Raw genomic sequence first — 13,157 nt, 5'->3', positions numbered from 1 at the left:
ACGTCAGACGAACAACTACCTATTGTGCCGGGCAGGCCCGGCTCACTCGCCGACGGCCTTGAACAGCGCGCTCACCTCGGCGTTGGACAGCCGACGGAAACCGCCCGGGCGCATGTCGCCGAGCCGGATCGGGCCGACCGCCGTACGGATCAGCCGCGACACCGGGTGGCCGACCTCGTCCATCATCCGGCGGACGATGTGCTTGCGGCCCTCGTGCAGGGTGATCTCGATCTGCGCGGTCTTGCCGACCGCGTCGACCAGCTTGAACGAGTCGACCTTGGCCGGCCCGTCCTCCAGCTCGACGCCCGACTGCAGCCGCCGGCCGACGTTGCGTGGCAGCGGCCCGGCGACCTCGGCCAGGTAGGTCTTGGCGACCCCGTACGACGGGTGCATCAGCTTGTGCGCGAGCGCGCCGTCGTTGGTCAGCAGCAGCAGCCCCTCGCTGTCGGCGTCGAGCCGGCCGACGTGGAAGATGCGCTGCTCGAACGTGCCGAGGAAGTCGGCCAGCTCGTTGCGGCCCTTCTCGTCGTCCATGCTCGAGACCACGCCGCGGGGCTTGTTCATCGCCAGGTACACCAGCTTGGTGTCGGTGATGATCCGGGCGCCGTCGACCCGGATCTCCACCTTCGCGGGGTCGACCTTGTCGCCCAGCTTGGCGACCCGCCCGTTGACGGTGACGCGCCCGCGGAAGATCAGATCTTCGGAGGCGCGCCGGGATCCGACGCCCGCGGTGGCGAGAATCTTCTGCAGCCGCACGGAGGTATCCGGATCAGCCTGAGGCATCGAGCACTTCTTCCACGTCGTCGGGTAGGAACGGGGCCAGCGGCGGAAGCTGGTCGACCGAGTTGAGGCCGAGCTTCTCCAGGAACAGCGCCGTGGTGCGGTACAGGAATGCCCCGGTCTCGCCCTCGGTGCCGCATTCCTCGATGAGGCCGCGAGTGCTAAGCGTACGCATGACACCGTCGCAGTTCACACCGCGGATGGCCGAGATGCGCGACCTGGTGACAGGCTGCTTATAGGCGACTACAGCGAGCGTTTCCAGCGCGGCCTGGGTGAGCCGCACCGACTGCCCGTCAAGCACGAACCGCTCGACGTAGGCCGCATATTCCGGCCTGGTGTAGAGACGCCAGCCACCCGCGGCCCGCCGCAGATCGAACCCGTGCCCGGCCGCGGTGTACCGCGCCGAGATGTCGTCCAGCATCGCGGCGACCCGCTCGGTCGGCTGCTCCACGATCTGAGCGAGCTGCATCTCGGCGACCGGCTCGTCGACGACGAGCAGAATCGCTTCGAGAGCGGCCCGCAGCTCGGCATCGTCCATCGGCGGGAGGGGTTCCGCTTCTTCTTCGGTACGGGCGGCCCCCGCACCGGAAGCAGCGGCGCCTCCCTTGCTGCCACGTCCCTGCGCGGGGATCCCGGAACTGGGCCGCGCCCGTGACACGGGCTGACTCGCGAGGGCCCCGGCGGTGACCGCGGCGTCGACGTCGTGGGCGCCGCGGGCGGCTGCATCCGCGGCGGTCAGGTCGGGCGCCGTGGCCTCGGTCGGCCCGGCCCCCTCAGGGCGAGCGCGCTTAGCATGCTCGGCACGGTCGGCGGACTCGGCGCGGTCGGCGGACCCGGCATGGTCAGCGGGCTCGGCGCGGTCGGTGCGGTCAGCGGACTCCGCGCGGTCGGCGCGGTCGGCAGGCTCCGCCCGGTCAGCGGGCTGCACGCGGTCGGGGGCGGGGGCTGAGGTGCCAGTGGGGGCGGCGGCCGTTGCCTGGTCGGGCTCGGCGCTGCCGGTGGGCGTTTCCGTCTCGCCGGCGGCGGCCGGCTCGTCCGCCTCGGGGCCCGGCACGTCCTCTCGGAACGGCAGGTCCAGGTCGTGGTCGTCCTCCACGTCGTCGTCGGCGGCCGCGTCGAAGACGTCCCCGGCGTCGTCACCGTCCAGCGGCGCATCGACCATCGGGGCGTTGCCGATCTCGTTCTCGGCGGCCTCCTCGATCGCACCCGGCACGGGCAGCTCCGGCCCGCCGCCGACGTCGGTCGCCTCGCGCTGCTCGTCGCCCGGGAGCTCGCGCGGCGCGTCGACCGTCGGTGGGCCGCCGGCCTCTTCCGGGAACGGCGGTAGCTCGGCCGGCACCTCTTCGCGCGGCGCCGGCTCAGACCCTTCGGCGGCGGACCCGTTGTCGTCATCCGCCGAACCCGGCTCCTCTGCCTCGTCCTGCGGGCTCGAACCTTCGGGTTCGTCCCCCAGGCCCGAACCGTCGGCGTCGTGCTCCGCGCGGGCCTTGGCCGCGAAGTCCTGGTCGGGCTGCCGGGCGGCCCGCTCCCAGGGCGGCACCCAGGAGGCGGCCTGTGCGGCAAGGGACTCGGGACGCTCGTCGGTCATGACTGTTCCTCGTCGGTCGAAACACGGTCTGCGGTGCGGTGGCCGGCTGGGGAGATAGCCGTTTCAGCCGATGCGGATCCCTCCCGCTCGACGGGCTCGGCGGCTGCTCCCTCGGGGAGGCCGGGCTCGGCGTCGACTGTTCTCGACAAGTCGGAAACGTCGGACAGGGGGGTGTGGTGTCCGCCGGCACCCTGCTGGGTGGGGCCGGAGTCCGGACCGTCGAGGCTGTCGGATGCCTCCGGGGCTTCGTCGGCCCCGTCGTCGCCCGGATCAAGCCAGGACGAGGCGCCGGCGTCGCGCCCGCCGAGGCCGTCATCGAAATCCGGGACGTCGAAGGCGTCCAGATCCGCGTCGTCGTCATCCTCGGTCTCCTCGGCCACCGCCATCGGGCGGCGGCCATCGGAGCCGTCGAGATCGTCGAAACCGCTGAAATCGCCGGAGCCATCGAGGTCGGAAGAGCCGTCGAGGTCGAAGGAGCCGTCGAGGTCGGAGCCGGGGTCGCCGGAGCCGGGGTCGGGGTCGGGGTCGGAGGAGGGGTCGGAGGAGGGGTCGTCGGGGTCCATGGCCGCCGTGTCCGGCTCCGGGGGCGTGCCCTCGTAGTCGTCGATGTCGAGGTCGCCCTCGACCTGGTCGCCGCCGATCCAGCGGACCGTCATCTCCTCCAGCGACACCGGCTGCTCGAAGTCGATCAGGCCCTCGCGGTACAGCTCCAGCAGCGCCAGGAACCGGGCCACCACCTCGAGGGTGTTCTCGCAGTCGGCGATCAGCAGGCTGAACGTCGCGCTGCCGGCGCGGCGCAGGCGGTCGCGGATCAGGGTGGCGTGTTCGCGGACGCTGACCCGGACCTGGTGGATGTGCGCGATCGAGACCTCGGGCGGCCCCGGTTTGGGCAGGAACTGCTTGAGGGCCAGCTTGAGCAGGCGTTCCGGGCCGATGCCGAGCACCAGGTCGGGCAGCGCCTCGGCGTAGCGGGGCTCCAGGGACACCGCGCGCGGCCAGCGCTTGGCGCCCGTGCCCTCCAGGTCCGCGATGACGGCCGCGGCTTCCTTGTACGCCTTGTACTGCAGCAGCCGGGCGAAGAGCAGGTCGCCGGCCTCCAGCAGGGCCAGGTCGTCCTCGTCCTCGACCTCGGCCGAGGGCAGCAGCCGGGCCGCCTTCAGGTCGAGCAGGGTCGCCGCGACCAGCAGGAACTCGCTGGTCTCGCCGAGGTCCCAGTCGTCGCCCATGGCCCGGATGTAGGCGATGAAGTCGTCGGTGACCTGGTGCAGGGCGATCTCGGTGACGTCCAGCTTGTGCTTGCCGATGAGCTGCAGCAGCAGGTCGAACGGGCCGGTGAAGTTGGTGAGCCGCACGGTGAACTTGCCCGAATCGGCCTCCGGGGCGGCGTCGTCCGCCGGACCCGCCTCGGGCTGTGGCGCGGCCTCGGGCGGCGGCGGCGTGTCGGCGGCCGGCTCGGAGACGGGCTGTTCGGGCACGTGAAGACCGTAGACCACGGGCCCGACAAGCTGTTCCCCGCTCAACCCCGTACCCCCGCCGCCGTGCGGAACACCGCTCCGCGATGGTTCAACGTCGTTGATCGCGCCGGGTCACGGCCGGCCGGTCTTGACACGTTCCAAGTGAGCGTTAACATCTCCGTTACATCGACGTTTGTTGATGGAAGCCGCCGTGAGGGCGCACGGCCCGACACCCCTGTGGAGCAGTCATGACCTCCCCTCACCCGCGCAGCACAGCCCGCCGGCGCTGGCGGACCGGCCTGTTGGCCGCCGCCACGCTGACCTTGGCCGGCACGGGCGTCGCCCTCGGCCTCTCCCCCGCCTCCGCCGCCACCTGCGGCGCCCTGTCGTACCAGGCCGACGCCACGCTCAGCGGCAGCACCTGGACCGCGCGCCGGGGCAGCACCACCGTCTACACCGGCACCGACATGCGCGCGGCCGTGCAGGCCGCGATCAGCAGCCTGCCGAGCCGGACGGCCAAGCAGAACGTGCTGGTCCGCGGGTCCGGCTCGATCAGCGCCAACTCGCGGATCTCCCTGCCCAGCTACACGCTGCTGGACGTGTGCGGCACCATCAACGTCACCGGTACGGGCAGCGGCGACCAGGCCCCGATCTACTCCCGCGGCACCCACGACGTCGAGGTCGCGCACCTCAACGTCACCGGCGCGCCGCTGTACGGCATCTTCATGCGCAGCGTCTCCAACCTGATCCTGGGCCAGATCGACATGCGCCTGTCCGGCGGCCTGGGCATCCGCATCGACAACTACGGCGACAAGACCGTCCCGGCGCGCAACATCCGCCTCGACAGCGCCTACGTCTCGGGCGCCGGCTCGCACGCCGTGGAGACCTACGGCGTCGACGGCATCACCATCGGCACCGTCACCGCCCGCAACGTGGGCGAGTCCGGGCTGCTGCTCAACCAGACGGTCAACGCCACCGTCGGCACCGTCGACGCGGACAACGCCGGCGCCGGGACCGGGTACGCGGCGTTCCGGATGGCCAACCGCAACGGGCGCATCGGCAGCTCCTACCCCACCAACATCCGGGTCGGGACCGTCAAGGCCCGCGGCGGCGGCCGGGGCGTCTTCTGCGTCTCGGAGAGCGGCGGCGCGGTCATCGACCGGGTCGACATCGCCAACACCGGCAACAACGCCGTGCTGGTGGAGAACTGCCACAACGTCGTGCTGGCCGGCGCCTCCGGCACCATCAACGGCGGCGGCGAGGTGCGGATCTCGTCCCGGACCGAGTTCGCGCCGTCGTCGGACATCCGGCTGCAGAACCTGTCGGTCAGCAACACCAACATCCGGTGGAGCCCCTGCACCGGCAGCAACAACACGATCAGCAACGTCACCCGGACGAACTCCACGCTCACCTGGTGCTGACGGGCCGCCGGCCCCGGGCGGTCAGCGGGTCGCCCGGGCCGGGGTCAGCAGCGACGCGGCCGCGTAGCGCAGCAGCGGCCAGTAGATGCGCGCCGAGTCGCTCAGCGCGCTGAAGTGCGACGACGAGTTGTCGTCCAGGTACGTCGTGGTGATCACGACCTGCTCGATCCGGTGACCCGCGCGGGCCGCCTCCAGCAGCACGTTCATCTCGTACTCGAACCGCTCGCCGGGCACGGTGCACAACCAACCGAGCAAAGCCGACGGGTACGCCCGCAGCCCGGTCTGGGTGTCCTGCACGCCCCGGCCGGTCGCGGCCTTGAACAGCACCTGCGTCACCGTGTTGCCGACCTTGCTGCGCAACGGGACGTTCTCGGCGAAGCGCCGCACGCCCAGCACCGTGTGCCCGGTGTCGCGCACCCGGTCGGCGACCCGCACGATGTCGGCCACGCTGTGCTGGCCGTCGGCGTCCGCGCAGACCACGTCGAGGCCGGGATGCTGCTCCGCGGCGTACCCGAAGCCGGTTTTGAGGGCGACGCCCTTGCCCTGGTTGCCGGGGTGGCGCAGGACCGTGCCGCCGAGGTTTTCGGCCTGCCGCAGCACCTCCGCGGCCGCCGGGCCGGTGCTGCCGTCGTCCACGATCACGAAGTGGCACCCGGGGGCGGCCTGGCGCAGCTCGGTCATCAGCTCCGGCAGGTGCCGGCTCGGCTGATACACCGGCAGCAGGAAGACGATCGACCGGTCTGGGTGCACGTGGTTCTCCTCCGTCGGCGCTGGCACCGCTCCCTTACCCAGCCGGGCGCCGCGCGTCCCGCTCTTCGGGCAACTCCTTCGGTGGGTTTCGCAACAGTCGCTCGGCGCGGCGCAGCGAGGCGACCAGCCGGCGCTCGCGGCGCAGCAGGGCGGCCGGGTCGCGGGCGCCGAGGAACCCCAGGCGGGCGACGACGCGGGCGGCGCGTTCGGAGCGCCACGGCAGCGGCGTCTCGCCCCCGCTGGCCGGCACGTCCAGCAGGGCCCGGGCGGGCAGGGCGAGGACCTTGGCGGCCAGGAACCGGATCCGCGGCAGGTGCCCCCGGTGCGAGACCAGCCCGAGCGGGTGCCCGGCGTCGAAGGCGTACCCGTCGAGCAGGCCGTCCTCGACGGTGTGCAGCAGGTTCTCCAGGGTGCTGCGGGAGCGGGTCTCGGCGCGCAGGTCGGCGTACCGGTCGAGCCCGCCCGCCCGGGCCTCGCGCAGCATCAGGTCGCCCTCCCGCCAGCCCGCCGGGGGTTGCCCGGCGCCCTCGGTCGCCTCGGCCCAGCCGCCGGTGAAGATGATCCGCGCGACCGCCGGGTGCGCGACCGCGTAGTCGGCGGCGGCCTGCACCCGGGCGGCGCTGGCGGGCGTGAGCGCGTAGTGCTCGCCGGCGCCGATGACCCCGCGCCCGAACACCAGCAGCACGGCGGCGCTCCGTTGGTCTTCCACCCGTCGATCCTGCCAGAGGCGCGCGCGGCGGCTCAGTCCGTACGGCGGGTGAAGGTCATGATCCAGTTGACCGGGTCCCAGGAGGCGCCGCCGTCGAAGGAGAAGTCCTGTTCCCAGCGGGCCGACGTGGGCGTCATCGCCGACCACAGGTAGCGCACCAGGGCCGGCCGGCCGCCGACCTCGTCGTCACCCAGGAACACGCCCCGGCCCTCGCGGAACCGGCCCTCGACCGGCGGGTCCAGGCGGCCCGGCTTGCTCGTCGAGGACCACCAGATGCGCCACAGGTCCCCGGCCGGTTCGTACAGGCGCAGCGTGCAGCCGGAGAAGGAGCGCCCGTCCGGCAGGGTCGCGGCGACGGTGTCGACGTTGCCCAGGCCGCCGAGGACCGGCCGGGCCTCGCCCGCGCCGTCGAAGTCGATCCAGTCGGTGCAGCGGCGGTCGGTGACGTCGGCGAGCTTGCGGTGGTGGACCGTCCAGCGGCCGAGGACGAAGTCGAAGTCGGTACTGCCGTTCGCTGTCATGCCGTGACCGTAGGCCCGCGCCGTGTCAGAACCTGTCAGGATTACCCGGCGTGATGATCATGCCGCACGGCTTCGGGGCCCGGCGCCTCACCGGCGCCGCGACCATCCGGTGGTCGGCCGACGGACCGGCCCGGCTGCCGGCCCTGGCAGACGCCGCGGTGGTGCGGGCGGTGACCGCGACCGCGTCCGGTGCCGGTCCGGACGGCTGGGTGGAGGCCACCATCCCGAGCGAGCACACCGCGCGCGCCTGCCAGGAGCTCCTGCGGCCGGGCGCCGCTACCGGCCGGTCCGGCCGGGCACGGCCCCCGTGTCGCGCGGTCGGACCGGGTCGTTGCGGGGCTTGCGGCGACCCGGCACCCAGTTCCGGTACGGATCCACCGGACGCCCCGCGGTGATCGCGCGGTCGGCGTGCCGGCTCCACTTCGCCTCGAAGTACGCCGCCATGTCGACCAGCCACGCCCCGGAGCGCAGCTCGAGGTGCGGGAAGTGGGCGCTCGGGCGGGTCAGGAAGAGCGAGAAGTAGCCGACCCGGGCGGCCGAGCCCCGGCCCACGAGGTACATCGGCACGCACGGCAGGTCGTCGTAGAAGCGGATCTCGAACCGGCCGTGCCCCCGCGACGCGGCCGCGGTCATCTTGTGGATGAAGGCCTCCAGGCCCGCCTTCCAGCCTTCCCCGGTGTCGAGGCTGCCGACCAGCTCGGCGTCCCGGTGGCCCGCGGTGGCGCAGCGCGGGTCGATGATCAGCATGCGCACGTGCACGCCGCGGTCCACCGCCGCGACCAGGTCGTCGATGAGCTCGTTCTGCCGCGGGCAGTAGGTGTCCAGCCAGCTGACCACCTCGCCCTTGTGGGCCTCGCGGAACGGCCGGCCGAAGTCGAACACGTGGTGGGCGCCGTGCACCCCGAGCCGGGCGAGCGAGCTCTTGACCCCCTCGGCCTCCAGCAGACTGTCGTAGATCTGCTTCTCCAGCGCGCCGAGCGAGATCTGCCGGTCGATCACGGTGGCCACCGCGGCGGCCAGGATGCCGACGCTGACCGTACGGAGCAGCTCGGCGGTGTCCGGGTCGGGATACTTGCCGCGGGTGCCGAACACGAACACGGCGAACAGCAGCGCGGCGCCGGAGACCAGGATGAGGCCGAGCAGCCGGTTCGGTACGAGGGCCCGCCGCACCGACCGCCACCAGCCCGGCCGGTCACCGGGGTCCACTGTCGCCCCCGGCGCGCACGATGCGGGTCGCGGGCACGCCGGCCGTCTTCACCCGCTGCACGTCCAGGGACCCCAGGTGCAGGAAGATCTCCATGGTGACGTGGCAGTACGCCTCGATCACGTGACCGCTGCGGGTGGCGTACCGGTCGTCGTTGAAGATCGCGTGCACGTGGACGGCCGGGTAGCCGTCGCGCGGGACGATGCTGCCGGTGATCGCGCTGACGTCGTGCACGCCGCGGATGTCCGTGGTGAGGTAGTCGTCGAAGCCGGCGTCGAAGAAGCCGAGCCGGACCCGTTCGATCATGCCGACCCCGGACGTGATCGCCGCCAGCCGGAACGGGACCTGCATCGCGACCCGGCCCAGCGACGCCACGAGGGGCTCACCCGGGTCGATCCTGACGAACAGCTCGGCGCCTGTGCTCTCCCAGTCCATGCCGACCACCTCCGCCCCCGATGATTCGCCCGGCGCCGGCGCTGGAGGCCGCCCAGCGAACACGGGTTCCGCCGCGGGCGCTCCCACCTGCGAGAACGCGGGACCGTTCACTGATCTTGAGCGAACACCGTGGCGAGCCGCCGGTCGGCGTGTTCCGCCTGGTCGTACCGGTGCTGGTGGCGCAGCAGGCTCGCCGCCTGCTGGAGGACCACGGCCGCGGCCGGATCGTGGCCCTCGATCAGAACCTCGCCCAGCCGCAGCAGCGTGTCGGCCTCGGCGGCGGCGTGCCCCACCGCCCGGTAGAGGTCCAGGGCCCGCTGGTAGTACATCCGGGCGTCGGCGCGCAGGCCCGCGCGCCGGGCGATGGTGCCCAGACTGTCCAGGGTGGCCGCCTCCCCGCTGCGGTTGCCCAGCTCCTGGTGCAGCCGCAGGGCGCCGCGGCAGTACCGCCGCGCCCGGTCGAGGTGGCCGAGGTAGGCGTAGGACTCGCCGACCGCGTTGAGCTGGATCGCCCGGAACATCGGCGCGTCCGTGGCCGAGAACAGCCGCAGCGCGGCCGCGTGCGACCGCAGGGACCGCCGGTCGTCACCCCGGGCCTCCCAGGCCAGCCCCAGGACGCGATGGGTCTGGGCCTCCGCGGTCGGGTCGCGGCGCTCCCGGGCCAGCCGCAGCGCCTCCGCCAGGTGGCGCAGGCCGTCGTCGTGCCGGCCCATCCGGACGCTGACGTTGCCCAGGCACAGGGTCGCCAGCAGGACGGCGCCGGTGTCGCCGGTGGACCGGGCCGCCGAAAGCCCCCGCTGCCACATGTCCCGCTGCTGGTGGGACAGGCCCCGCCGGTAGTGGTAGTTGTCGAGCGACCACGCCAGCTGCCACACCGCGTCCGGGCGTCCGAGCGCCTCCGCGATCACCTGCACCTGCGGCAGCGCGGCGTAGTGCTCGTCGAACCAGGCCATGGCCGCCTCCGGGTCGGCCGGCGCCGGCACGACGGTGCCCGCGGCGGCCGGCCGGACCGCGATCGCCGGGCGCTGCGGGACGAGCGCCCGTTCACCGGCGTACGCGCCGTGCAGGTAGTGGTCGATGAGGCGGTGCAGCGCGGCGCGTTCCTCCTCCGGATCGCTCCGGGCGCGCTCGATGCCGTACAGCCGGAGAAGGTCGTGCAGGCGGAAGCGGTCCGGCGTCACCCGCTCGGCCAGGCTGGCGCCGGCCAGCCGGCGCAGCGCCGCCAACGCCGCCGGCGGCGCGAGGCCGGTCAGGCTCGCCGCCAAGGGTCCGCCGAGGTCGGCGGCGGGCGCCAGGCTGCACAGGCGCAGGGTACGCGCGACGTCCGGCTCCAGGGTGCGGTAGGAGCGGGTGAAGATCTCGCGGAGACTGAGCTCGGGGTCGTCCTCCTCCAGGGCGTCCAGCCGGGTGGCGCCGTCGGCGAGTTCCGCGGCCAGCGACGCCAGTGACCACTCCGGATGCAGCAGGGCGCGCGCGGAGACGATCCGCAGCGCCAGGGGCAGCCCGGCGCAGAGCTGGACGAGCCGCGCGACCGCATCCGGCTCGGCGGCCAGCCGTGCGGCGCCCAGCTGGGCCGTGAGCAGCTCCCGGGCCTGTCCGGGATCGAGCATGCCGAGCCGCAGCCGCCGCAGGCCGCCCTGGATCACCGGCCGGGTGAGCTCACCGCGGCTGGTCACGATCACGCAGCAGCCCGGGTGGCCGGTGCGCAGCGGCCCGATCTGGTCCGCGTCGCGCACGTTGTCGAGCACCACGAGCAGCCGCCGGCCCGCGGTGAGCCGCCGGTACAGGGCGACCTGGCCGGCCAGGTCGGCGGGCATCGCGGAGCTGCGCACCCCGAGCTGGCCGAGGAACGCCCGCAGGGCCTCGTCCGGCGCGGCCGGCGCGCCCGAGGGGTGGAAGCCGCGCAGGTCGGCGTGGAGCTGGCCGTCCGGGAACAGGTCGCGGTGGGTGTGCGCCCACCGCAGCACGAGCCAGGTCTTGCCGACCCCGCCGGCCCCCACGACCACGATGCCGCACTCGACGCCGTCCTCCGCGTCGGCCCCGACCATGGCGGTCAGCCCGGCCAGCTCGGCGTGCCGTCCGGCGAACGAGGTCCCCGGCGGCGGCAGCATGTCCGGAACCGGCAGCCGGTCCCGCGGCCCGGCGGTCGTCGACGCCAGCCGCTCGGCGTACAGCCGGGCCAGGCTGACGTCGTCGGCCCCGGCGCCCAGGGCGGCCGCAATCGCCTCCGCGGCCTCCGGGCTGGGCTTCTTCTTGCCGTTGAAGACCTCGCTGACATGGCCCGGCGCGTAACCCGCGCGGGCGGCGACGTGGCGCACCGGCCGGACGGTGGTCGCCCGGAGCCGCCGGAAGAGATCCAGCAACTCGCCGTGCCAGGCCGATACGGCCGGAACCTCGGGCGTCGCCATCACCCCCCGCATCACGGTCTGTCCGAATTCTACCCACCGGGCGGACCTGCTGTCGGCCCCCGGACGCACCGCTTCAGATCAAGGCGGCCCCGGTGCGAGCATGGCGGGATGCGCGACGTGCTGGACCTGATCGACAACGTGCTGCAGGACGTCTCCCTGAGCGAGGACGCCATGCGCTGGGCCCCGGACAGCGTGCCGGACCTGCGCATCCGCGTGCACCGGGAGTGGCCCGCGCGGCGCCAGGCGACGTGGCGGTGGTGGTGCGAGACCTGCCGGCAGCCGATCCCCCAGCCGCACTGGTGGGTGCGGGGCGTGCCGGACGGGGGCGTCGTGCTGAGCAGCGGCATGCGCGCGTTCCACCAGACGACCGATCCGCGCCGGCCGCGGCACGCGGTCGTCGAGCGCGCCGGACGCGCGCACTGAGCCGGGCCCGTTCTCAGCGACTCCACAGCCGCCCAGTTGGACGATCCCGGGTATGACCGCCGTGCGCGACCGCCCCGCCACCCTGCTCGTGCTGGTGTCCCGGCCCTGGTTCTGGCCCGTCTCCTGGGTGCCCGCCTACCTGGGCACCGTCCTGGCCGGACACGCCTGGCTGCCCGCTCGCGCCGACGTGCCCCGCGCGCTGGTCGCGCTGCTCGTGCTCGGCCCGCTCGTCTGGGGCGCGGTGCTCGCCCAGAACGACCTGCACGATCTGCGCAGCGACCGGGCCAACCCGCGCAAGGCCACCGCGCCCCTGGTCACCGGGGCGGTCCCGGCCGAGCGGCTGCGGCGGTGGTACGTCGTGATCGCGGCCGCCGCGGTCCTCAGCGCCCTGCTGGTCGGGCCGTTGTTCGTGCTCGGTGTGGCCGGGGTGCTGCTGCTGGGGTGGGCCTACAGCGTGCCGCCGCTGCGGCTCAAGACGCGGCCCGGCTGGGACGTCGCGGTCAACGCGGTGGTCGTCGGGGTGGTGTCGCCGGCGGCCGGGTGGGCGATCACCCGTACGCCGTGGGAGTTCCCGTGGCCGTTCGGGCTCATCGGGCTGCTGTTCGCCGCCGCGCTGTACCTGCCGACGACGGTGACCGACCTGGCCGCCGACGCCGGGGCCGGGGACACCACCTTCGCGGTGCGGTTCGGGGCCCGGTTCGCGTACCGGCTCGGGATCGCGTTGTGGGGCTCGGCGCTGGCGGTGTCGCTGGTGTGCGCCTGGCTCGGCGTGCTGGTGCCACGGTCCACGCTGACCGCGCAGCTGGTGATGGCGCCGGTGCTGCTGGCCGCGTACGCGATCCTCACCCGGCGCCCGACGATCACCCGGCTGGCGCTGGTCTCTCTGCTCTTCGGGGTGCCGACCGTCGGTTTCGCGCTGGCCTACGTCGGCTCGTGAGCCGGGAACGCCGCCCGTATCCGCGCCTCCGCGTCGGCGCGGCCCGCCCACCGCTCGCCGCCCACGTCGACGCTCTTGCCGGGCTCGATGGCCTTGTAGATCTCGAAGAAGTGCTGGATCTCCAGCTGCAGGAAGGCGTCCAGGTCGGTGATGTCGCGCAGGTCCTGGAGCCGGACGTCGGCGGTGGGCACGCAGATCACCTTCGGGGTGGGGCCGTGCTCGTCGCTCATCCGGAACATGCCGATCGGCCGGCACCGGATCACGCACCCGGGGAAGGTGGGCTGGCGGACCAGGACCAGCGCGTCGAGGGCATCCCGCTCCGGGGTCCACGTGCCGTCGATGAAGCCGTAGTCGGCCGGATACTGCGTCGCGGTGAACAGCGTCCGGTCCAGGCGCAGGCGGCGCGCCACGTGATCGAAGACGTATTTGTTCCGCGTTCCCTGGGGGATCTCGATGGTGACGTCGAACTCCATGACCACGCACCCTTCCGCCCCGCACGCTACACCCAGTGGTTTCCTTCGATGGAT

Annotated in this window: 12 protein-coding genes and 1 pseudogene; 3 read left to right on the top strand and 10 right to left on the bottom strand. The window is 73.3% G+C overall.

Features of this window, described 5'->3' with window-relative positions; genetic code table 11:
• Positions 1 to 42 precede the first annotated feature (42 nt).
• From Ani05nite_RS33185 to Ani05nite_RS33175, 3 genes and pseudogenes are all read right to left on the bottom strand, one after another.
• The gene (locus Ani05nite_RS33185) at positions 43 to 783 is read right to left on the bottom strand and encodes a pseudouridine synthase (protein WP_203774928.1); all 741 of its coding nucleotides are present in this window, start codon (positions 781 to 783) and stop codon (positions 43 to 45) included.
• Positions 770 to 1,708 (bottom strand): SMC-Scp complex subunit ScpB, encoded by a 939-nt coding sequence (gene scpB / locus Ani05nite_RS42465; RefSeq protein ID WP_377882122.1) that lies wholly within the window; start codon positions 1,706 to 1,708, stop codon positions 770 to 772. Before scpB ends, Ani05nite_RS33185 begins: the two co-directional genes overlap by 14 nt.
• Positions 1,709 to 2,907: 1,199 nt before the next feature.
• Positions 2,908 to 3,861: pseudogene (locus Ani05nite_RS33175) on the bottom strand (segregation and condensation protein A); the annotation flags it as partial.
• Between the two features lie 209 nt (positions 3,862 to 4,070).
• On the opposite strand from Ani05nite_RS33175, the gene Ani05nite_RS33170 reads away from it, so the two are divergent.
• Positions 4,071 to 5,243 (top strand): hypothetical protein, encoded by a 1,173-nt coding sequence (locus tag Ani05nite_RS33170; RefSeq protein ID WP_239130879.1) that lies wholly within the window; start codon positions 4,071 to 4,073, stop codon positions 5,241 to 5,243.
• A gap of 21 nt (positions 5,244 to 5,264) precedes the next feature.
• On the opposite strand, the gene Ani05nite_RS33165 is transcribed toward Ani05nite_RS33170, so the two are convergent.
• From Ani05nite_RS33165 to Ani05nite_RS41990, 6 genes are all read right to left on the bottom strand, one after another.
• Positions 5,265 to 5,993: a glycosyltransferase family 2 protein gene (locus tag Ani05nite_RS33165; protein WP_239130878.1), complete on the bottom strand. Its 729-nt coding sequence runs from the start codon at positions 5,991 to 5,993 to the stop codon at positions 5,265 to 5,267.
• A 34-nt stretch (positions 5,994 to 6,027) separates the two neighbouring features.
• A complete protein-coding gene (locus Ani05nite_RS33160) occupies positions 6,028 to 6,702 on the bottom strand; it encodes an ElyC/SanA/YdcF family protein (RefSeq protein WP_203774921.1) in 675 nt (224 codons plus the stop codon).
• A gap of 32 nt (positions 6,703 to 6,734) precedes the next feature.
• Complete coding sequence (locus Ani05nite_RS33155) at positions 6,735 to 7,223, bottom strand: hypothetical protein (protein ID WP_203774917.1); 489 nt, start codon at positions 7,221 to 7,223, stop codon at positions 6,735 to 6,737.
• Positions 7,224 to 7,499: 276 nt separating this feature from the next.
• Positions 7,500 to 8,429: a DUF5919 domain-containing protein gene (locus Ani05nite_RS33150; RefSeq protein ID WP_203774915.1), complete on the bottom strand. Its 930-nt coding sequence runs from the start codon at positions 8,427 to 8,429 to the stop codon at positions 7,500 to 7,502.
• Positions 8,416 to 8,862 carry a PPC domain-containing DNA-binding protein gene (locus tag Ani05nite_RS33145; protein WP_203774913.1) on the bottom strand — a complete coding sequence of 149 codons (447 nt, stop codon included), beginning with the start codon at positions 8,860 to 8,862 and terminating at the stop codon, positions 8,416 to 8,418. The genes Ani05nite_RS33150 and Ani05nite_RS33145 overlap by 14 nt, the downstream gene beginning before the upstream one ends.
• Before the next feature lie 107 nt (positions 8,863 to 8,969).
• Positions 8,970 to 11,282, bottom strand: coding sequence for a tetratricopeptide repeat protein (locus Ani05nite_RS41990; protein ID WP_203774912.1), 2,313 nt, complete (start codon positions 11,280 to 11,282; stop codon positions 8,970 to 8,972).
• A gap of 96 nt (positions 11,283 to 11,378) precedes the next feature.
• On the opposite strand from Ani05nite_RS41990, the gene Ani05nite_RS33135 reads away from it, so the two are divergent.
• Together Ani05nite_RS33135 and Ani05nite_RS33130 are read left to right on the top strand one after the other, a co-directional pair.
• On the top strand, positions 11,379 to 11,693 hold the full coding sequence (locus Ani05nite_RS33135; RefSeq protein WP_203774911.1) for a hypothetical protein: 315 nt from the start codon (positions 11,379 to 11,381) through the stop codon (positions 11,691 to 11,693).
• Positions 11,694 to 11,745: 52 nt separating this feature from the next.
• A complete protein-coding gene (locus tag Ani05nite_RS33130; RefSeq protein WP_203774909.1) occupies positions 11,746 to 12,630 on the top strand; it encodes a UbiA prenyltransferase family protein in 885 nt (294 codons plus the stop codon).
• Here the strand turns inward: Ani05nite_RS33130 and Ani05nite_RS33125 are convergent.
• Positions 12,615 to 13,103 (bottom strand): inorganic diphosphatase, encoded by a 489-nt coding sequence (locus tag Ani05nite_RS33125; protein ID WP_203774907.1) that lies wholly within the window; start codon positions 13,101 to 13,103, stop codon positions 12,615 to 12,617. The two genes, Ani05nite_RS33130 and Ani05nite_RS33125, sit on opposite strands and share 16 nt — an antisense overlap.
• Positions 13,104 to 13,157 lie beyond the last annotated feature (54 nt).

The sequence above is a fragment of the Actinoplanes nipponensis genome, assembly GCF_016862275.1.
GTDB classification, from domain to species: Bacteria; Actinomycetota; Actinomycetes; order Mycobacteriales; family Micromonosporaceae; genus Actinoplanes; species Actinoplanes nipponensis.
Note: the sequence above shows the minus strand (reverse complement) of the source record. Positions and strands in the feature narration are given on the sequence as shown.

Coding starts and splice junctions, on each gene's coding strand:
- Ani05nite_RS33185 (WP_203774928.1), bottom strand. CDS start 783: ATGCCTCAGGCTGATCCGGATACCTCCGTGCGGCTGCAGAAGATTCTC.
- Ani05nite_RS33170 (WP_239130879.1), top strand. CDS start 4,071: ATGACCTCCCCTCACCCGCGCAGCACAGCCCGCCGGCGCTGGCGGACC.
- Ani05nite_RS33155 (WP_203774917.1), bottom strand. CDS start 7,223: ATGACAGCGAACGGCAGTACCGACTTCGACTTCGTCCTCGGCCGCTGG.
- Ani05nite_RS33145 (WP_203774913.1), bottom strand. CDS start 8,862: ATGGACTGGGAGAGCACAGGCGCCGAGCTGTTCGTCAGGATCGACCCG.
- Ani05nite_RS41990 (WP_203774912.1), bottom strand. CDS start 11,282: ATGCGGGGGGTGATGGCGACGCCCGAGGTTCCGGCCGTATCGGCCTGG.
- Ani05nite_RS33135 (WP_203774911.1), top strand. CDS start 11,379: ATGCGCGACGTGCTGGACCTGATCGACAACGTGCTGCAGGACGTCTCC.
- Ani05nite_RS33130 (WP_203774909.1), top strand. CDS start 11,746: ATGACCGCCGTGCGCGACCGCCCCGCCACCCTGCTCGTGCTGGTGTCC.
- Ani05nite_RS33125 (WP_203774907.1), bottom strand. CDS start 13,103: ATGGAGTTCGACGTCACCATCGAGATCCCCCAGGGAACGCGGAACAAA.